Raw genomic sequence first — 20,510 nt, forward strand, 5'->3', positions numbered from 1 at the left:
TGGTTGGATGATTGATATTTCGTCCTTAATTAAAAATGATCTGCATAAGGTTGCACCATCACTGATTCGGCAAATTAACAATCGGTTCGGACAAATTCCCGATATCGTTAATTTAACAATTGGTGAACCGGATTTTCAAACGCCGGACCATATTAAACTGGCGGCGGTCCAGAGTATTTTAAATAATCGCACCCACTATGCGCCCAATCGGGGGACCAAAGAACTACTGACAGCGATTAGTAATTACCTGGCAAGCCGATTTGGATTGGATTACGATCCTGATGATCAAATTGTTGTCACTAACGGTGCTAGTGAGGCTATTAGTACCGTTTTTAACGGTATTATCGGGCCTGGGGATGCTGTGCTTATTAGTTCCCCGGCGTTTAGTTTATACCATACATTGACATTGTTGAGCGGCGGAATTCCGATTGAAGTTGATGTTTCATCAACCGGCTTTAAATTGACACCTGATGTTTTGGACCGCTATTTGACACAGTATGGCGACAAAATAAAAATGGTAGTTCTCAATTATCCAAACAATCCGACGGGTGTTACGTACACACCAAATGAAGTTCGCGAACTGGCAGCTGTTTTGCGGAATTACCAAGTGGCTATTTTGAGTGATGAGGTATACAGTGAATTAGCTTATTTTGATGAACACGTTTCGATCGCAACCTATCTTCCGGAGCAAACCCTTTTGGTGAATAGCGTGTCCAAATCATATGCAATGACCGGGTGGCGAATCGGTTACCTATGTGGGGACAGGACAGTTATTAAAGAACTCGCCAAGGTTCATCAGGCTAATGTTGCTACCGTTGGCACACCGAATATGGATGCAGCAACCGAAGCCTTTCTATTTGGCGATCAGGATATTCGGCGAATGAAAGGTGTCTACGATCGGAAACGGGATTATTTATGCAAAGCACTTGAAAAAATTGGCTATGAGTTTGTTTCTCCTAGAGGGGCGTTCTATATTTACGTTCAAGTACCGAAGACGTTTCAAGGAACGGCGATGGCATATGCTGAACAGTTGGCTCAAGATGCACTTGTTGCCGTAGTGCCGGGTGAAGCTTTTGAAAACGGTCATTCGACCTACTTTAGAATTAGTTATGCGACAAGTATGAAAAACCTTCAGCTGGCAGTCCAAAGGTTAGCCGAATATGTCAAACGGCAGTCAGAAAAGGAGGTATTAAAACCATGACAAAAATTCTTGCTTACCACGTTCGGGATGATGAGCAATTCTTTATTGATGAATGGGCAAATCAGCATCATATTCAAGTTGACAGTGTGCCATATGAATTACATGACGATACGGTTGATCGGGCAAAGGGTTATGACGGTATCGACTATAAGCAGCGAAGTATTCTGAGTAGTCGACCGGATTTATATCGAAAATTACATGATTTTGGCATCAAACAACTATCAGCCCGATCTGCAGGCATTGACTCAGCTAACTTAAATTGGGCAAAGCAAAATAATCTGCGGGTGACAAACGTGCCGTCTTATTCACCGCCGGCCGTGGCGGAACTGGTGCTAACCCAAGTGATGCAGTTGATTCGTCATATTCCCCAATTTAATCAACGGCTTAACCGTAACGATTATGTGGTAAACGGGTTACGGTCACGCGAATTATCTGAATTAACGATTGGCATTATCGGGGTGGGTCGAATTGGCGGTACAGTTGCCAAAATCTTTCATGCGTTGGGCGCAACGGTACTTGGAAATGATATCGCGTCTCCAAGAGATGATTTAAAAGGCATTTTAACGTATACCTCGAAAGAAGACCTTTATCGTAAATCGGATATTGTAACGGTTCACGTTTACTATGCCAAACAAAATTACCACTTGATTGGTGAAAAACAATTTGACCTGATGCGGGATACAACATTCTTTATTAATGATTCAAGGGGGCCTGTCGTAAATACAAACGCCCTGTTAGCTGCCCTTCATGAAAAACAGCTCGCAGGAGCAGCACTTGATGTCGTTGAGAATGAAACTAATATTTTTAATTTAAAGTTTGACGAGAAAACGCCGGAACCATTATATAACGCGTTAAAAGAACTACCCAACGTGTTATTAACGCCTCATATCGGTTTCTTTACGGATAAAGCCGTTGAAAATATGGTCAAGCAGTCATTGGATGACACACTTGCTATTATTGAGGGTCGACATAGTGAACACGAAATCTTGCTTTAGGATTGGAGTTAAAGAAATGGTTCAAATTAGAAAAATGAAGGTGACGGATTATGCTGCGGCATATGCACTTTGGGAGTCGGTACCGGGGATGAATTTGGCCTCACTTGATAATTCAGAGCAGGGCATTGCTCGAGTTATTAACAAGAATCCCGATCTGTGTTTTGTTGCAGTTGATGATGAGAAGGTTATCGGGACCGCTTTGGGGGCAACTGATGGCCGAAAGGGGTATCTGTACCATGTTGCAGTTGCAAAATCCTATCAAGGTCAGCATCTCTCAACCCAATTAATTGATCGGGTCACAACGGGATTTAAGAATAAAGGCATTGATAAAATCGGCTTATTTGTTGTCATTGGTAATGAAGAGGGCAAAAACTTTTGGAAGCATCAGGGATTTAAGGAACGACCAGATATAAAATACTTAGATTTGGACTTATAAGGTTGATACTTAAAACGTCGAAATAGTCAACTTGACAATTAAAATTCAATGAGTTACATTAAAACCACATTAAATTGATAGAAAAAATGCATTGAAAAGGAAAGTAGAATTGTGGTTGTAATCAAGTGAATTCCGTTAAGTGTGAAGGAACAGTGCAAAGCAATTTGAAAATCACCTTTGAGCAGTAAATCCGAACAGTGAAGATTTACGGAAACGCACGCCTTATTGTGCCAACGTATCGTTCAGATAATGAACCGTACGCATAAAGGCAACTTTTAAAGTTGCGAATAAAAGGTGGTACAGTGCAAAAGCGCCCTTGGTTTTGAATAGAAGCCAAGGGCGCTTTTTTCTTTCAAAATAATAGTAAACGGAGGATGATTGATATGAAATTTGTAATGGTTGGTGCAGGCGCTATGGGACTACGATATGGTGTTTTGCTTCAAGAAGCTGGTAACGATGTAACATTTGTAGATACGTGGCAGCAGCATATTGATAAGGTCCGCCAGCAAGGGGGCGTTTATGTTATGCGTGATCATAAAGACCGTCATCTAGTGAAAATCAAATTGGAAACACCGGAAACTTACCATGGTGATCCGGACGTTGTGGTTTTCTTTGTAAAACAAATGCAATTAAACGATTATTTAAAGCGCTGTGCCCACTTTTTCAATGACCGTCAATACGCCTTTACTTGTATGAATGGCATGGGACACATTGAAAAACTCCAGAAGTATTTTGCCGACGACAAGATCATTGGTGGGACCGCTTTAATTGCAACCGTCCTTCCAGGCCCTGGTGAAGTTGATTTTATGGGCAAGAGGGGTGCCGGCATGATGAATATGTGCCCACTCAACGAAAAGCCTGACGAGATGTGTCAGCGCCTTTACAATGAATTGGAAAAAGCTCAAATGAATCCGACACTTACAAAAGATTTTACTGGAACATTAATGACGAAGGTGATTTTCAATTCGGTAATGAACTCGCTTTGCACCATGTTTGAAATTCCAATGGGGGAATTCGGTAACTTCTCCGGTGCCCGTGAAATGGCGCGTCAATTAATTGATGAGGCTTATGATATCTGTGCCCGTGCAGACATTAAGCTGGTATCGACACGGGAACAAGAATTAGCTTCTTTGGATCATAACTCACGAATTGATATGCCTTTACATTATCCATCAATGTGCCAGGACATGTTTAAGGATCGTCCAACCGAAGTAGATTACATAAACGGCTACATTGCTAAATTAGGCCGGAAGTATCATTATGAAGCCCACACACATTTATTTGTCACTCAAGAAGTCCATTTGGCTGAATATCATCGGCAAAATGAAGCAAAAAAGCGTCAAATGAAAGAATCAACACAAGCAAGTGTGAAATCTGCGTAAGTTTTGAGAAGAAAAGCATAGAAAATAATTAATCTGTTGAGTCTAAACATGAGATAAGCGAAATGAATTTTTATGCATGTTTAACAAACCTCATGAAAATAAAATCTGATCTTGACACCTTTACTATAAAACTGTTAGTATCACTCTGTATATATAATCAATGTGTTGATGAGAAGAGTAGGCTAGTTGTTCTTGGATCAGGGACCGTCGGTAAGTGAGAAGATGGCTGAGAAACTAATCGAAGATGAGCTCGGAGCAGATTATCAAGGGTGCAAGCTCAAGATACGTGGGAATCACGATACCATTCCGGACATTAAAAAGTGTCTTAAGGTATTGATGGCAACATCAATATAAATTCGGGTGGTAACACGGCTAATATAAAAGGGTCGTCCCTCTGCATGTTTATATGCAAAGGGACGGCTCTTTTGTGATATCATAGAATGCCGTTATTATTAGTCTGGTCATAGTGTCAGAAGCAAACTTCATTTTTAAAGGAGGAAATAGTTAATATGTGGCATATTATTCAAACGTCAACGCCTCAGCTGTTGGAAGCAGGCTTTAAATACACAATTCCAATCGCCATTATTTCTTTTGTTATTGGCTTGATCATTGCTCTATTTACAGCATTGATTCGTCTTTCGTCAAAACGAGGTGCTTTTTTAATGCTAAAAGCAATTTTTCGCTTTTACGTTTGGCTTTTCCGAAGCACGCCATTATTGGTTCAATTATTTATTGTTTACTTTGGACTCCCATATTTAAAAATTAAAGGAATCTTCCCGAATGGCATCCAGCTAAATCCGGTTATTGCTGGGATCATTACATTTTCATTGAATACAGGTGCATACTGTTCGGAGACGATCCGGGCGTCCATTTTGTCGATTCCAGAAGGCCAGTGGGAAGCCGCATATTCAATTGGGATGACTAAATCCGTTGTTTTAAGAAGAATTATTTTACCACAAGCAATCCGAATCTCGTTACCGCCATTGGCAAATAGTTTCATTAGTTTGGTGAAGGATACATCATTGGCAGCTTCGATTACGATTGTTGAAATGTTTGAAGTGAGTCAACAAATTGCTGCCCAAAATTATCAGCCATTAATTATGTATAGTTTGGTTGCTGTTTATTATGCTGTCTTTTGTACCGTACTGACTTGGCTGCAGGGGTATTTGGAAAAGGTAACGTCACGATATGTAACGACAACCAGATAGGGGGTGGATTGTATGTTAAAACTCGAAAACCTAACGAAAACATTCGGAAACCATCAGGCATTAAAGAATATTTCAACAACTTTTCCGGAAAATCAAACAACGGTCATTGTTGGGCCTTCAGGTTCGGGGAAATCAACTTTATTGCGATCGCTGAATTTTCTTGAAAAACCCGAGTCCGGTCATTATTATTTTGATGATTTGGACATTGATTTATCAAAACCGATTTCCAATCAAACAATTTTAAATATTCGGCGTCATACTGAAATGGTGTTTCAAGGCTATAACCTATTTCCACATTTGTCCGTCATCAAGAACGTTATGGAAGGGCCGGTTCAAGTTCTGCACAAGAATAAAATTGAGGCAAGAAAACAGGCGGCTGAACTATTGGCAAAAGTTGGCCTGGAAGAGAAGGCGGATGTTTATCCTGCTCAGTTGTCGGGCGGACAGGCACAGCGAGTTGCGATTGCCCGCTCATTAGCAATGCACCCCGACTATATCTTTCTTGATGAACCCACCAGTGCGCTTGATCCGGAGCTTGAACTGGAAGTATTGAAAGTATTACTGCAAATTGCCAAAGAAAAGCAGTCCATGATTATTGTGACGCATAATTTGGCATTTGCGAGACAGGTTGCTGATAAAATGATTTTTGTTGAAGATGGCCGAATCTTGTTTGACGGTTCGGAGCATGATTTCTTTGCTACTGATAATAAACGAATTTTAGATTTTATTTCGGCAATGACATTTTCTGATTTGGAGGAGGATTCATAATGAAAATAGGAAAAGGAATTAAACGGTTTGCATTAGCTTTAGGTGTTGTCGCAACAGGGGTATTATTGACTGCCTGCGGATCAAGCAACTCATCAAGTAAGGGTGGTTATACATCAGAATTAAAGCAGAGCAAGCAACTAACGATCGGATTGGAAGGCACTTACGCACCTTATTCATATCGACAGGATGGAAAGCTGACTGGATTTGAAGTTGATTTAGGTAAGACGGTTGCCAAGAAGATGAACTTGAAAGCCAACTTCGTGCCAACTAAATGGGATAGTTTAATTGCCGGTCTTGGAAGCAGTAAATACGACGTTGTGTTGAACAATATTGCTGAAACACCGGAACGTAAAAAATCATATATTTTCTCTACACCGTATATTTATTCACGATATGCCTTAATTACTAAAGCCGGTGACAAGTCGATTCAGAAACTTTCAGATGTCAAAGGTAAGAAGCTTGCCGAAGGAACGGGAACTAATAACGAAGCTCAGGCTAAAAAACTTGGTGCCAAAACAGTTCCCTCAGGAGACTTTACCACAACCTTGGCATTGATTCGTCAAGGTCGGGTTCAGGGAACTATCAATGCACGCGAGGCATGGTTTGCTTACGCAAAGAGTAATTCTACCAAGGGATTAACCTATCATAAGGTTTCTGATTCCCAAGCAGAGCCGGTTAACATTTCTGCAATGTTTAATCAAAAGGATACCAAGCTAAAGGCTAAGTTCAATAAAGTTCTACAACAATTGCGTAAGGATGGCACCTTGACTAAATTATCACAGAAGTATTTCGGCGCAGATATTACCAAGGAATGAAATAATTTTGAACTTTGTGTTGACAATTAGAATTATGTGCGTTAGATTAAAGACACATTAAAATTTCGATTGAAAATGCAATGAAGAGGAGAGTAGTTTCGCCAAGTCATTTCAGGGAATCCCGGTAAGTGAGAAGGGATAATGATCACCGAAACGAAAGTAGCCTTTGAGCAGTAAATGCGAAGTAATGAGTGTTTACGGAGAGCACGCCTTAAAGTGCCAGTGTATCGTTGAGTAAAATCAGCCGTACATGATAAGGTAATTTGTGAGAACAAATTATAAATTAAGGTGGTACAGTGCTAAAGCGCCCTTGATCTTTTATAAAAAGATCAAGGGCGCTTTTTTAATCGAAATGATTAATGGCTTTATGAAATGGTAATCAATGATAGTCAAAATTGGAGGATGATTGATATGAAATTTGCAATGATTGGTGCAGGCGCTATGGGACTTCGTTATGGGATTTTGCTTCAAGAGGCAGGAAATGACGTTACATTTATTGATACTTGGCAGCCGCATATTGATAGAATCCGTGAACAAGGTGGCGTTTATGTCATGCGTGACCATAAGGATCGTCATTTAACCAAAATTAAGTTGGAAACGCCCGAAAGCTACAACGGCGATCCCGACATGTTCATTTTCTTTGTTAAACAAATGCAATTAGATGGCTATCTTAAGCGATGTGCGCACTTCTTCAACGATCGTCAATACGCCTTTACCTGCATGAATGGCATGGGTCACATTGAAAAACTACAAAAGTACTTTGCTGATGATAAGATTATTGGTGGTACTGCTTTAATTGCAACAGTTCTACCAGGACCAGGCGAAGTTGACTTTATGGGTAGGCGCGGTGCCGGCAAGATGAACATGTGCCCATTAGATGAGAAGCCTGATGAAATGACCAACAAGCTTTTCAACGAATTGGACAAGGCTCAAATGCACCCAACCTTGACTGATGATTTTACTGGAACTTTGATGACAAAAGTTATCTTTAACTCGGTTATCAATACGCTCTGCACAATGTTTGAAATCCCAATGGGCGAACTTGGAAACTTTAAGGGCTTTTACTCGATGGGCCGACAATTGATTGATGAGGCTTATGATATTTGTGCCCGCGCCGATATCCACTTGGTTTCTACTCGTGATGAAGAAATGACGGCCCTTGATCGCAATGTCCGTATCGATATGCCGCTGCATTATCCATCAATGTATCAGGATATGATTAAGGATCGTCCAACCGAAGTCGATTACATCAATGGCTACATTGCTGAATTAGGCCGGAAATATCATTATGAAGCTGCAACCCATCTATTTGTTACACAGGCTGTTCACTTGGCTGAATTCCATCGTCAAAACGAAGCTAAGAAACGTGCTGCAAAGAAGCAGGCTGAGCTACAGCGCCAGACAGCTTAATGATTTAGTCGGCGTAAAAGCCAAGTAGATGGACGTTATATTTTGAAGCCATGTCACGAAGCGTTGCGAATATGACCTCCTGTTGATCGCGAGTTCCGGAAACTTCAATATAAAACGAATATTCACCTAATTGGGTTTTAGTCGGTAATGACATTAAGGTAATGAGGTTGAGATCGGCTTTAGCAAAGTATCCCAAAATATCGTAAAGTGTTCCCGGTTTATCATTTGACGAAGGCCTGATAAAGAGCGGAGCCTTAAAATGATTGGTTGTGAGCGTCAGGCGTGAAAGGTCATCCAATTTTGCAGGCTTTGCTTTAAAAATGATAAATCGCGTGCTGTTATCATCCTGATCAGCAACGTTTTCCAACATGAAAGGTGCGGATTGATCCGCCATCTGTGATTGAGGAATAATCGCGGCATCACCCTTTTCACCACTTAAAAATTTCTCTAAAGAAATCATATTGGATGAGGTTGTGATGATTTGGATGCCGGGCATTCTTGATAGCAGTTTTTGACACTGGCCTTCCGTTTTAAATTGAACATATAGCCGCTTAATATGAGTTAAGCTATCAGCGTTTGCTACTAATCCAAAGTTCACCGGAATAGTCATTTCACCGATTTCCGTAACGTCGGCGATTTGTAAACGTTGAAGAGTTGCGGACACATAACCGTCAAGCTGGTTTTCTAATGGCAATAAACCGATATTTTCGCCAGTTACTGCTTGATATACCTGATCAAAAGTGGGGTGATAGTCAAAGATAACGTTGGTATATGGCTGGGTTTTTAAATAAGCTTTTGCGGCTGCATCGGCAAAAGTTCCTTCAGGACCAAGAACTGAAAGTTTCATATTTTTTCTCCTTTATAAATGATTGTTAGTTGATTAATACTTATTGTACTTTCTTAAAATTATCTCATAAATGATATGGGTTATGATGACTAAAAATGAAATTAGAAATATTTCTTTGATAAGCTATTCCGTCATGTCGCGCGAGTAACTTGTTGAAGGAATTTTTTCTTTTTTAAAGTTAAGCAAAACAAGGTTGATTATTTCGGAAAGTTGTTATAATAAGTAACTATTAATTCCAAATTGGTTTTTGTTCAAGATGAGAACCAATGTACTTAAGAGGTTATAATTTATTCATGAAAAGATCAATTGTTAGACCATTGTTAATTCCATTAACGGCAGTTACTGCCGGTAGTTTCTTACTCAGTTATCATTTGTTTAAGTTTGCGTTTGAGCGTGTTGATCACGTTCCACCAACTTCCAAGGAGAAACAAAAGTACGCTGATGCTTATTACGACTACGTTGATTGGATGAAAAATGTGCCTTCAAAAACCTGGATACTAAATGCAAATTCACCGGAGAACAAGGTGGTGGCCAGTTTTATTCCTGCGGACAAACCGTCAAAAAAAACGGTTATCATTGCTCACGGCTATAAAGGAAATCGTGAAACAATGGCAAACTATGTCAAAATGTTTCATGAAATGGGATTTAACGCGTTGGTTCCGGATGATCGCGGACATGGTGAAAGTTCCGGAGAATATATTAATTTCGGCTGGCTGGATCGTTTGGATTACTTGCGGTGGATTAAGCGAGTGATCGGTTATGTTGGTGAGGACAGTCGTATACTGCTCTTTGGCGTTAGCATGGGTGGGGCAACGGTAGAAATGATTTTTGGTGAGAACTTACCCTCACAGGTAAAAGCACTAATTGCTGATTGTGGCTATTCAAGTATCCGAGAAGAACTAACCTATTTGTTAAAGCAACAGTTCCATTTACCTGAATACCCGGTTGAACCGTTGGTAAGCCAGATTAATCACCATGTTCTTGGCTTTTCATTAGACAAAGTATCGTCAACGCATCAACTTGCTAAAAATAAATTACCTATTTTGTTTATTCACGGTGGTCGTGATACGTATGTACCTGTAGGAATGGCTTATGAAAATTATCAGGCAACTAAAGCGCCGAAGCAATTATGGATCGTTAAGAACGCGACCCACGCAGAGAGCTTTTGGTACAACCCGGAAGCTTATAGAGATCGTGTGATGACATTTTTGAAGACGTATTTTAGATGATTTAAATCGGCTAACTAGATAATTTAAGATTAGGTTCAGTTAGAAATGACAAAAGTCGGCTTCTGACTGGATCTTTTTCATTGTAATCAGGAATGAAGGCTGAAGCAATAATAATTTCACTCAGTCTTTTTTGTATCCTTACGGTTATTATCAAGCAAAAATGTGAAAAAAAAGCAACTTCCTGCTATGCAACCGGATTATCCCCAATTGTGCTTTGGAAGTTAACTGTTTTTTCTCTTTTTTTAAAACAAATTTGCTATAGTTTTCAATGCACTAAAGAATATGGCAACAGCATACGAAGCAATGGCACTAAACGACATCCATACTCATCTCCATCCTATCTGGGCACTATTAAAATAACTTCGAACCAATATCATATTACCTCGATTTTAGGGCCTTATGCCTTATGAATGTGATAAATAATATAAGCGAATTACTTTGACGCATAATTGTCATGTTGTATATTGAGTGTGGAAGGTCTGAGGAGGCTTTGAATATGAAAAAAATTGCAACTTTTGTAACGGCACTTTCGTTGGCACTACCATTCGCATTTGCAGCCGCACCACTTGCTGCTAATGCCTCGGTAACATCGTCTCAAACAGTTGCTGCGAAAACAGCTGGTACGACATATACGATGACAAAGAAGGGTGCAACTTTCTTTAAGAAGGCAAAATTCTATCACACTAAGGATAAGTCACCTGTTTATTATAAAGGGGCGTTTGCAGCTGACAGTGCAACCTTTACCATGACTAAATACAGTACACTTAATTCAGCAAAGACTTATAAGGTAACGCGTTCTGTTACAGGAATCGCCAAGAAGACCCACAAGACTCAAACATTTCTTTATGTAAAGGGATATGGTTGGGTGAAGTCTTATAGTTTAACAAAGGGTATTTTTAAGCAAGCAGACTAAAATGCTGAATTGGTAGGCATCTTTTATCAATCTGCTAATTAGAAATGATAAGATTTAGATCAGGAAGACGGATTTGTTTTCTTGATCTTTTTAAGTTGAAATTTTTTGTTTTAAACCCTTTACTTACTAAAAGTAACTGGTATAATGTTCTTATACACATTAACTATTTATCGACTATAACAATTAATAAGGGAGTTTAACTTTACCATGAAAGAACAATTACTGAACCTTGCCAAGAACCGTCGCTCAATCTATGCATTAGGACGTAACGTTGACCAAACACCTGATGAAATTGCAAACTTGATTAAGGAGAATATCAAGTGGGCACCAACACCATTTAATAATCAAACGACCCGTGCCGTGATCTTATTCGGTGACAATCATGAAAAGCTTTGGGACATCGTTGCCAATCGTTTGAAGTCCGAGGTACCGACTGAGGAAGCCTACCAAAAGACTTTGAACAAGATTAACGGGTTTAAAGCTGCTTTCGGAACTGTGCTCTTTTATACCGATACGGATGTTGTTCACCGGTTTGAAAATGATTTTGCTTTATACGCTGACAACTTCGCTGATTGGTCGGAACAAGCTCAAGGAAATGCTCAGTTCTCTGTATGGACATCGCTTGCTGAAAACGGTATTGGTGCCAACCTGCAACATTACAACCCACTCATTGACGATCAGGTTAAGGAAGCCTTTGGTATTCCAGACAGTTGGAACCTCCGTGCTCAGTTAGATTTCGGTTCCATCGAAGGTCCTGCTGGTGAAAAAGAATTTATGAATGATGACGATCGTTTTAAGGTTCTTAAATAATTAACGAATTAGTATAGTTTAAGATACATCCTTCAAAGAAGAGGCTGGGTCAAAGATCATTTTTGATTCAGTCTTTTTTGCTGTCTTCATATTTTGGTCTACGATATTGGAGCGTCAATCAATTCAAAAGACTGCAAATGAGCTATTCTATACTTAGTTTGGAGGAAACGGTTATGAAATCAAAGGAAGTCAGCAATTTTGAGCTATTTTATGATTTGATTTTTGCTTACGCTATCAGCAGGATTACCAGTGTTTTACATATTATTAACAGTGAAAGAATTCCGGTTTTGGATGTTGCTGAGTTTTTAATGATGATGCTGGTTTTTTGGACGATTTGGACGTATCAAACAGTGTTTGCAAATCGCTTTTATCACACTAATTTGAGTCATGTTGTCTTTTTAGTTTTCAATATGTTTTGGGTTGTCATACTTTCTCAATCTATTAATACAAATTTTGAGCAAACACATGCTACCTTCGCAGGTGCAACGTCTGTTCTTTTTATGAGCTTGGCAGTTCAATATTTAATTCAAGCAAAGAGAAATAAATCCCAAGAAGTGCGTCATCTGTGCATTCAATTAGGATCACTGTTAACATCAATCGCAGTGATTGGCGCGCTTACAATGATTCAATGGGGGAATTATGGTTTGCGGTTTTCGATTTATGCCATCACTATTTTTATGGCGGCGTTTGTGCCAATCGGCATGAAAAAAACGTTGCGGCATTTTCCAACCCATTTTGATCATCTTACAGAGCGTTACAACTTGTTTACGATCATTTTGTTTGGAGAATCAATTATCAGTGTTGCAGGAACGATTGATAGTCTCAACGTTCACATTGATAGCTTGCTGTTCTTTATCATCATTGCACTGTTATTTTCAATTTATATCCTAACATACGATCTCGGTATTAATCGACATTTAATAACAGCTGGTCTCGTATTGATCCATGCACATTACTTTGTTTTCGTCGGTATTGAATTAATAACGGCATCGTTAGAGTTGTTCATGAATCAAGAACTAACGCAAACCTACTTTATTTGGTTGTTAATTATTGGCTTGTTCTTTTTTTTGGTTCCTGAAAGTGTTGTTTTGTTTGTCTATGGTCAAAAAGGTCGGCGATCTGCCGGCAACGTGTTTTTTATTTTAGCAGGATTCTTTGTTTTGCTGGGGATTATTGCTAACTTCAAGGTTGAAATATCGATGATATATGGCTTGATAGCATTATCAATATTGGTCCTTTGTTATCTTTGGTGGCGGGTATTGCTTAGGGGACAACGCTATTAATCATTTAATGATAAAGTCGATTTAGGCTTGGCCAGGTTAAACAAAAAAGCTCGGGAATTTGCCCGAACTTTTTGTAAAAAGAATTAAATTTTATTCAACACCATTGATCACGTACTTAGGCTTGTCACCCTTGTCCATAGCGACCGTGTTCTTTGCAACAATTTCAGCCATAGCATCACGGGCTTCGACAGTGGCATTACCGATATGTGGTGTCAAAACAACATTTTTAAGTGACTTAAAGCCATCATCGACATGCGGTTCTTTTTCGTAAACATCCAAACCAGCACCGGCAATTTCATGGTTAACCAATGCATCGTAAAGTGCCGCTTCATCGATAATTGGGCCTCGAGCAGCGTTAATGAGCATGGCACTGTTTTTCATTTGCTTGAACTGTTCGGCACCGATCATGTGATGGGTTTTAGGAGTAGCCGGTAAATGAAGTGTAATGATGTCGGCATTCTTAATAATATCATCCGTTGTGGTGAACTTGGCACCCAGAGTTTTTTCGGTTTCGGGATCCAATTGATGACGTTGTGTATAAAGAATATCCATGTCGAATGCATGCATACGTTTTGCAACGGCTTGACCGATTTGCCCCATTCCGATAATACCTAATGTCTTATGGGCAAGTTCGTGGCCTAAGAAGAATAGTGGAGCCCAGCCGCTGAACCCTTCGTGGCGCATCAACGTGTCGCCTTCCATCATTCTGTGAGATAGTGCAATCATTAATCCGCAGGTTACTTCAGCTGTCGAAACAGTCGAAACTTTTGGTGTGTTCGTAACTGGGATTCCTTTTGATTTTGCATAATCGACATCGATGTTATTGAACCCGGCGCCATAGTTGGCAATCAGTTTTAAATTTGGTGCTTTATCAATAACGTCTGAGTCAACTTGAGTTGAAAGTGGTGTGATCAGGAAATCTTTGTCAGTGATTCGTTTACTGAGTTCGTCCTTTGTGATCAAAGATTTACTATCATCGTACACGTCGATGTCCAATCCAGCATCTTTCAAAATGTTTAATGCATGTTCTGGAATCCTTCCAGCGATTAATACCTTTGACATATGCTCACGTCCTTATATAAATTTGTTTGTACAACTCTATTATAGGAGCAATGTTCAAGAAATGAAATCGCTTTCGGAGCTAAAACCCGGTTCTTTTTTGTTCAAAATGACTAATGCAAGTGACAATGTGTTAAATTGATGTTGATTGGGAGGCATATTTCTTTTTTTAGTTATAGGGTAAAATAGTCAACACCAAATTAAATAGATGTAAATTGTCATTTAACGCCGATTTATTAAAAATCCAGTCGTTTTTGGAAATAATCATTACAAAACAAGTTGACATTTGCATGAAAGGTTACTATTATAAGAACCAATAAATTATAAAACGCTGCGAGAAAGTTGAGTAACACTTTCGAAACCTTAAGCGAGCTTTAGTTGGTGAGAGAAAGCAGGCAAGAACGTGTGAAAATCCCTTTTGAGCGATGCATCGAATTTGTGAAAGTAACGTGCATTGGTAACACCCATTAACGTGTTAGCGTATCGCTTCTTCAAGGCCGTACGTGAGAGAGGCAGAATTAGCAATAATTTTGCAAAATAAGGTGGTACAGTGCCGTAAGCGCCCTTAGTTCAGTGAATACTGAATGAGGGGCGCTTTTTTGCGTTGAGTAATTTATTTAATAATTTAAAAGGGGAGTGGTTGTCTTGAAATCTCAGATTGACATTGGTCAGATTAGGTTGCAGTTAAAAATTGTATTAATAAGGGAGTCTATTGGGCATGAAAGATTTACAAGATTTAAATCCAAATCCGTTAACTAAAAAAGAATATTTTGTTGTGAGTTCAATGTTGTTCGGCTTGTTCTTTGGTGCAGGAAATTTAATTTTTCCAATTCATTTAGGCCAATTAGCAGGTTCCCACTGGGTGTTGGCAACAGTTGGCTTCTTGGTAACGGCAGTCTTGTTACCGCTTTTGTCAGTGCTGGCCGTTAGTGTTACCCGATCAGAAGGCGTTTATGATATCGGGGTACCGCTTGGTTCGGTTTTTGCGCTTGTCTTTATGGTATTAATTCATTTAACGATTGGGCCGCTGTTTGGAACCCCTCGTACTGCAACGGTACCCTTTACAGTCGGTGTTCAGCCAATGTTGCCGGCCTCGTGGGCCCACGTTGGGTTGTTTGTTTTTTCGGTTCTTTTCTTTGGAGCTGCTTTTCTGGTTTCTTATCATCAGTCCAACGTGATGAATTCGGTTGGTAAACTTTTAAATCCACTATTTCTTTTGCTATTATTTTCAGTATTTTTAATGGGGGCTGTTCATCCTATGGGTTCTGCCTCACACCAGGCAGCCACGGCTGCTTATCAACATGCCGGCTTTTTTAATGGCTTTCTTCAGGGTTATAACACAATGGACGCGCTAGCTGGTTTAGCTTTTGGGGTAACGGTTGTAACGGCTGTTCGTCAATTGGGCAAGACCCGGCCAAGCAGTAATGCAAAGGTAACAGCAAAGGCAGGGGTGTTTGCGACATCAATGATTGGTTTTATCTATGTTGTTCTAATTTGGTTAGGTGCCACAACCTTGGCTAATTATAAAGTATCCGCAGACGGTGGTGTTGCTTTTAATCAACTAGTTACTTATTACCTTGGCGGTATTGGTCACGCACTTTTGGCAACGTTGATTACGGTTACTTGTTTGACGACAGCTGTTGGGTTGGTGGCTGCCTTTGCACAAGATTTCCATAAACATTTTCCAAAGGTCAGCTACCATACTTGGCTGGCACTAACATGTTTTGCATCATTCTTTACCGCTAACTTCGGCCTTGATCAAATCATTCTCTGGTCAACGCCAATGCTGATGTTCTTATATCCTTTCGCAATGGTCTTGATTTTGCTATCAGTCTTTTCGCCATTCTTTAATCGCGATCCATTAGTGTATGCGTTGGTTGTTGGTTTCACAACAGTTCCGGCACTATTGGACATGGTTGCTGCATTTCCGCCAGTTGTTAGTCAAAGTGCATTTGGCCAAACATTGGGTGCCTTCCAACATAATGTCTTACCATTTGCAAGCCTTGGAATGGACTGGGTAGCACCAGCAGTTGTCGGTGCGGTTCTCGGTTTGGGTTTGCACTTCTTGAGACCGGTTTTTGCCCGAAGCGGTCAAACTACATCTGAGCATGTGTCAAAATAATAGTAAATATCTCATCTAAAAAATGCCTGGTATATAATTTATATATCAGGTATTTTGATATGAGTAATAAAGTGCTTTTATTCAACCTTCTTAGCTTTCGAAGCTTGTTTTAAATTTAGTGCAGATGGGGGGACTTTAATGAATTGGTGGAAGATGACCAGCATTCTTTGGTTGGTCCTTTTTATAGTTGGAGCCGCTTTTCTTTGGTTAAGGAAAACCGATGCGACAGGAGCAATCAATACACCGGCTTATCAGATGACATCGCTGGCAATTTGGTGTGTGCTGTTTGGGTTTATATTAATTATCCAGTTGATATGGTTTGTGATCATGCGCGTTAGGCATCGAAAATGATACTAAGTTAACTAAACAAAAGAGCTTCCAACATCCTTAAATGATGTTGAAAACTCTTTTTTGACGTACTCAATGAGAATTATTGAAGCGGTGTAAAAGCACCATCTTCAAATAGATCTTGGACGAATCCAGGAACAGTATCAGTTCTGTTCCAGTCACGTTGGTACTCACAAATTAATTGTGGAATTGTAATGAGATGGGCACCAGCTTGTTCTACTCGACGTAAGGCAGTTTCATGAGACAGAGGTGATGTGCCGCCGACCGCGTCAACAACCGGGTAAACGTCGTATCCTTCCGCAAGCGCATCAATCGTTGGGAATGTGAGACATGCTTCAGTCCAAAGACCAAGCATAATAATCTTTTTACGTTTCGTTGCTTTAATAGCGTCGTTATAATCTTTATCTTCCCAAGCATTGATGGATGTTCGGTCATATGACGGAACGTCCCCAATTGCCTTTTTTAATGGTGAGATGGTATCTTGATTCCTACCTGTATGAACGTTAACGGTTGAGAGAACGATGGGAACTTTATATTGGTTGGCGATCTTGGCAACTAAAACGGCATTGTGAACAAGATCGGCATGTTTCATTGACCCAATTGAATTGATTTGAGTTGATTGATAATCAATAAAGGTAATTAATGAATTTTCTGGTGAAAGTAGGCGGTCATCAGCACCGCGTTTTGGAAAACTTGTCATAAATTAAAACCTCCCCTAGAGTTAAATCAATATTACTGAATCCGGTTACATAATACACCTGAAAATTGTAAGCAACCATTATTTGCACTCAAAACCTCATTTCTTAAAAAGCAGTTATAAAGCTTTGTTATAGTTGCTTGCAAGGGGCGCAGAGAATGATTAGCATAGAGTTTGAATACAAAATTGTAAGTAAAGTGGCGACGTTAGTAGTGAAGAAACAAATTAACAGTCTTTTTTTAACGGTTTTAACTGTTCTTATCATGTTGATAATAGTTAATGTAGCTGCAAATGCAGCTTCAGTTAACCATTACATTTCTGCACATCATTATTCGCCATCTACAATTACCAAACAAATTTGGAAGGGATTCCCCCATTATAAGTACCGCCATGGTAAAGGTAAGCCAGAAGGCGTTGTTGTTCATGAGACCGGCAATCCAAACTCCACGATTTTTGATGAAATTGCGTATATGAAGAAGAATTATCGAAATGCGTTTGTTCATTCATTTGTAGATGACGATCATATTATTAATATTGCCAATACAGACTACCTATGCTGGGGTGTTGGTTATCCTGGAAATGCCAGGTTTATTCAGTTTGAGCAAATTGAGATGCACAGTAAAAAGAGTTTTGCACATGAGGTGGAAAATGCAGCATATTATACAGCTTATTTACTTGATGAATATAACTTGAAGCCTAACGATGCTGTTTACGACGGCAAGGGAACAGTTTGGTCGCACGGTTCAGTTGCCAAATACATGGGTGGTTCCGATCATACAGATCCGGTTGGCTATTATAAAAAAGCAGGTAAGAAGTATTTTCATAAAGCTTATACGATGAGTCAATTTTATCAACTTGTTTTGACAAATTATAAGAATATAGAGTGATATGAAAGGATTTAATTCACAATTATTTCTTTGATAAGGGGACTGAAGTTACTTGAAATCATGAAAAGTTTTCAAATTCATGTTTACAAGTAACTTTTTTTATATTATCATCGTAAGGGTAATCGTTACTATTTAAAAAACGGAAGAGGTAGACAAATGTTTCGAAAAATATTAAGATTCAAATTCGTGTTACTTGCATTCTTAATTGTAACGCTTGGCATAGTTGCTGCGGGTTGTTCAAGTCATTCATCAAGCAGCAATGGTAAAATCAAAATTACCGCAACCACGGACTTTTACGGTGAAGTTGCCAAAGCGGTTGCCGGTAATAAAGGCGAGGTGACATCCGTTATCACTAATCCCAATATTGATCCCCATGACTATGAGCCAACAACCAAGGTAGCAAAAAACATTGTTGGGTCAAAGATGGTAATTGCTAATGGAATTGGTTATGACGGTTGGATGAATAAATTGGTTTCCAGTAACAAAAAAACCGACTACATAAAGGTTGGCGAGGATTTAATGGGTAAAAAAGACGGGGACAATCCTCACCTTTGGTATAATCCCAAAACGATGCCAAAATTAGCAAATACGATTGCAACTAAGTTGGGAAAGATTCAACCTAAAAATAAACAATATTTTAAGAAAAATGCTCAGAAGTATATCGCATCTCTTAAACCGGTTGAGAAAAAGATTACCCAGTTAAAACAAGTTTCTGCCAAGAGTAAGAACAAGGATGTTTATGTCAGCGAACCGGTCTTTGATTACGCACTTGACGCAATGGGCTTTAAAGTTGGCGATTCTCAATTTGAAAATGATACTGAAAAGGATGTAGATCCATCACCAAAGACGATTAAGGCAATGCAAGACGGTATCAAAGGACGTCAGATTGCATTCTTTGTTTATAACTCTCAAGTTGATGATAAAACGGTCAACAACTTGGTTGCACTTGCTCATAAGAATAAAGTTCCTGTATTGAAAGTAACTGAAACGTTACCGGCAAATAAGAATTATAAATCTTGGATGCTAAGTCAATATAATAGTTTGCTGAAAATTTTAGAAAAATAAATGCAGGTTGATAAAATAGAGTGAAGAAAAGGCGTATCAGTTAGGCAATAGGTATTAATCAAAACGGGTCGAAGCAATTTTTGCTTCGACCCGTTTTAATTAAAATAAAGAATTGAAAATAACCTTTTTAGTCATTTAAATAATAACTGTTATTAAGTTGACTGACATCTAATTTACCTGCCTGACCGGCAAATTTAAAGTTGGATGTCCATTGCCAAGCATTGGCAGCAACATATTTCTTTCCTGTTGGATTATTTGGATAGTTGGCAAGCCACCCGAGATTAGCGGTGTTCATGCTGACATAACTATCAACCCAATTAGCGTTGGTATAAATATCGGTTTTGCTGAAACCGGCAGCTTTAACGACCTTGTTAAATGCCTTGATATTTCGATCATTGGTTGCAATTGAAAGATGAGCTAGTTTGGGAGCCTCAAAATCAACGGCCATGACGACATTTCGCTGACTGGTTACCCCTTTTACTTTTTTTACAAAGTATTTTGCCTCTTTTTTAGCTTGGCTCTTGGTAGCGAATTGAGCATAATGATAAAAATTAATGCTTAAGCCCGATGATTGGGCTGTGGCAGTTTGCTGACCCAGTAATGGATTGGTGTAAAAAGTGCCTTCCGTTGCTTTAATTGTCATGGCCTGTACGCCGGAATCCTTCATATTTTGAAGGCCAAGGTTTGTTTGAGCCCCTTGATAAGCCGAGATGTCAACCATATCAGCGTTTGGGTGATTTGACGAAAAAGTGTTGGCCTGGACGGATAAGCTGGCATTACCAGCAAATAGTGCACCAAAAGTAGCTAGTGCCAAAGCGGCAAGTTTTAGGGAATTTGATTTTTTCATTTAAATTGTACTCCTGTGATTGGATTCTAAGTTGTCGGTAATGATAATATAGTCCGAATCGTATCACAATAGTTGTCTTTTTAAAAATAGCTCTTATGTAGCCTTTCTCAATAGTGGCGCGGATAAAAGCATTTATTTACAGTCATACAACAATCAGGTAACAGGCTGTAATATCTAAAAAAATGAGA

20 protein-coding genes and 2 other annotated features are annotated in these 20,510 nt (G+C 39.3%); of the genes, 16 read left to right on the forward strand and 4 right to left on the reverse strand.

Annotation, left to right across the window (positions count from 1 at the left end):
* The first annotated feature begins 7 nt into the window (after positions 1-7).
* The 8 genes from GQR93_RS00590 (at position 8) to GQR93_RS00625 (ending at position 8,215) form a co-directional block, all read left to right on the forward strand.
* The gene (locus tag GQR93_RS00590; protein ID WP_003551237.1) at positions 8-1,201 is read left to right on the forward strand and encodes a pyridoxal phosphate-dependent aminotransferase; all 1,194 of its coding nucleotides are present in this window, start codon (positions 8-10) and stop codon (positions 1,199-1,201) included.
* Positions 1,198-2,196, forward strand: a complete 999-nt coding sequence (locus GQR93_RS00595; RefSeq protein WP_003551239.1) for an NAD(P)-dependent oxidoreductase — start codon at positions 1,198-1,200, stop codon at positions 2,194-2,196. Before GQR93_RS00590 ends, GQR93_RS00595 begins: the two co-directional genes overlap by 4 nt.
* 16 nt (positions 2,197-2,212) lie before the next feature.
* Positions 2,213-2,632 carry a GNAT family N-acetyltransferase gene (locus GQR93_RS00600; RefSeq protein ID WP_003551241.1) on the forward strand — a complete coding sequence of 140 codons (420 nt, stop codon included), beginning with the start codon at positions 2,213-2,215 and terminating at the stop codon, positions 2,630-2,632.
* A gap of 383 nt (positions 2,633-3,015) precedes the next feature.
* Positions 3,016-4,014 carry a ketopantoate reductase family protein gene (locus tag GQR93_RS00605; RefSeq protein ID WP_035462153.1) on the forward strand — a complete coding sequence of 333 codons (999 nt, stop codon included), beginning with the start codon at positions 3,016-3,018 and terminating at the stop codon, positions 4,012-4,014.
* Between the two features lie 509 nt (positions 4,015-4,523).
* Positions 4,524-5,222, forward strand: coding sequence for an amino acid ABC transporter permease (locus GQR93_RS00610; protein WP_003551247.1), 699 nt, complete (start codon positions 4,524-4,526; stop codon positions 5,220-5,222).
* Positions 5,223-5,234: 12 nt separating this feature from the next.
* Entirely contained in the window at positions 5,235-5,990 is a 756-nt protein-coding gene (locus GQR93_RS00615) for an amino acid ABC transporter ATP-binding protein (protein WP_003551248.1), read from the forward strand.
* Positions 5,990-6,805: a transporter substrate-binding domain-containing protein gene (locus GQR93_RS00620; RefSeq protein ID WP_003551250.1), complete on the forward strand. Its 816-nt coding sequence runs from the start codon at positions 5,990-5,992 to the stop codon at positions 6,803-6,805. The genes GQR93_RS00615 and GQR93_RS00620 overlap by 1 nt, the downstream gene beginning before the upstream one ends.
* Before the next feature lie 71 nt (positions 6,806-6,876).
* Positions 6,877-7,120 (forward strand) — a binding site (T-box leader).
* 96 nt (positions 7,121-7,216) lie between these two features.
* Positions 7,217-8,215, forward strand: a complete 999-nt coding sequence (locus tag GQR93_RS00625) for a ketopantoate reductase family protein (protein WP_035444208.1) — start codon at positions 7,217-7,219, stop codon at positions 8,213-8,215.
* Positions 8,216-8,219: 4 nt separating this feature from the next.
* Here the strand turns inward: GQR93_RS00625 and GQR93_RS00630 are convergent, their stop codons facing one another.
* A complete protein-coding gene (locus GQR93_RS00630; RefSeq protein ID WP_003551254.1) occupies positions 8,220-9,062 on the reverse strand; it encodes a prephenate dehydratase in 843 nt (280 codons plus the stop codon).
* Between the two features lie 293 nt (positions 9,063-9,355).
* On the opposite strand from GQR93_RS00630, the gene GQR93_RS00635 reads away from it, so the two are divergent.
* The 4 genes from GQR93_RS00635 to GQR93_RS00650 all read left to right on the forward strand — a co-directional run bounded on the left by GQR93_RS00635 (position 9,356) and on the right by GQR93_RS00650 (position 13,297).
* Entirely contained in the window at positions 9,356-10,291 is a 936-nt protein-coding gene (locus tag GQR93_RS00635; RefSeq protein ID WP_003551256.1) for an alpha/beta hydrolase, read from the forward strand.
* A gap of 496 nt (positions 10,292-10,787) precedes the next feature.
* Positions 10,788-11,204, forward strand: coding sequence for a hypothetical protein (locus tag GQR93_RS00640; RefSeq protein ID WP_225430364.1), 417 nt, complete (start codon positions 10,788-10,790; stop codon positions 11,202-11,204).
* 207 nt (positions 11,205-11,411) lie between these two features.
* A complete protein-coding gene (locus tag GQR93_RS00645) occupies positions 11,412-12,014 on the forward strand; it encodes a nitroreductase family protein (RefSeq protein WP_003551262.1) in 603 nt (200 codons plus the stop codon).
* 173 nt (positions 12,015-12,187) lie between these two features.
* Entirely contained in the window at positions 12,188-13,297 is a 1,110-nt protein-coding gene (locus GQR93_RS00650; protein ID WP_225430365.1) for a low temperature requirement protein A, read from the forward strand.
* 90 nt (positions 13,298-13,387) lie between these two features.
* Here the strand turns inward: GQR93_RS00650 and GQR93_RS00655 are convergent, their stop codons facing one another.
* Positions 13,388-14,359 (reverse strand): 2-hydroxyacid dehydrogenase family protein, encoded by a 972-nt coding sequence (locus tag GQR93_RS00655; protein WP_003551267.1) that lies wholly within the window; start codon positions 14,357-14,359, stop codon positions 13,388-13,390.
* A 321-nt stretch (positions 14,360-14,680) separates the two neighbouring features.
* Positions 14,681-14,926, forward strand: a binding site (T-box leader).
* A gap of 148 nt (positions 14,927-15,074) precedes the next feature.
* Between GQR93_RS00655 and brnQ the strand changes: the two genes are divergently transcribed.
* Both brnQ and GQR93_RS00665 read left to right on the forward strand, forming a co-directional pair.
* Positions 15,075-16,478: a branched-chain amino acid transport system II carrier protein gene (brnQ, locus tag GQR93_RS00660; protein ID WP_003551269.1), complete on the forward strand. Its 1,404-nt coding sequence runs from the start codon at positions 15,075-15,077 to the stop codon at positions 16,476-16,478.
* A gap of 138 nt (positions 16,479-16,616) precedes the next feature.
* The gene (locus tag GQR93_RS00665) at positions 16,617-16,829 is read left to right on the forward strand and encodes a DUF3923 family protein (RefSeq protein ID WP_003551271.1); all 213 of its coding nucleotides are present in this window, start codon (positions 16,617-16,619) and stop codon (positions 16,827-16,829) included.
* A 79-nt stretch (positions 16,830-16,908) separates the two neighbouring features.
* Here GQR93_RS00665 and GQR93_RS00670 read toward each other — a convergent pair whose 3' ends face one another.
* The gene (locus tag GQR93_RS00670; protein ID WP_003551273.1) at positions 16,909-17,526 is read right to left on the reverse strand and encodes an isochorismatase family protein; all 618 of its coding nucleotides are present in this window, start codon (positions 17,524-17,526) and stop codon (positions 16,909-16,911) included.
* Positions 17,527-17,681: 155 nt separating this feature from the next.
* Between GQR93_RS00670 and GQR93_RS00675 the strand changes: the two genes are divergently transcribed.
* Both GQR93_RS00675 and GQR93_RS00680 read left to right on the forward strand, forming a co-directional pair.
* Positions 17,682-18,410 (forward strand): peptidoglycan recognition protein family protein, encoded by a 729-nt coding sequence (locus GQR93_RS00675; RefSeq protein WP_003551275.1) that lies wholly within the window; start codon positions 17,682-17,684, stop codon positions 18,408-18,410.
* Positions 18,411-18,566: 156 nt separating this feature from the next.
* Positions 18,567-19,475: a metal ABC transporter solute-binding protein gene (locus tag GQR93_RS00680; protein ID WP_003551277.1), complete on the forward strand. Its 909-nt coding sequence runs from the start codon at positions 18,567-18,569 to the stop codon at positions 19,473-19,475.
* 127 nt (positions 19,476-19,602) lie between these two features.
* Here the strand turns inward: GQR93_RS00680 and GQR93_RS00685 are convergent, their stop codons facing one another.
* The gene (locus GQR93_RS00685) at positions 19,603-20,322 is read right to left on the reverse strand and encodes a GH25 family lysozyme (RefSeq protein WP_003551278.1); all 720 of its coding nucleotides are present in this window, start codon (positions 20,320-20,322) and stop codon (positions 19,603-19,605) included.
* Positions 20,323-20,510: the final 188 nt, after the last annotated feature.

Source organism: Lentilactobacillus hilgardii, from assembly GCF_009832765.1.
Lineage (GTDB): Bacteria > Bacillota > Bacilli > Lactobacillales > Lactobacillaceae > Lentilactobacillus > Lentilactobacillus hilgardii.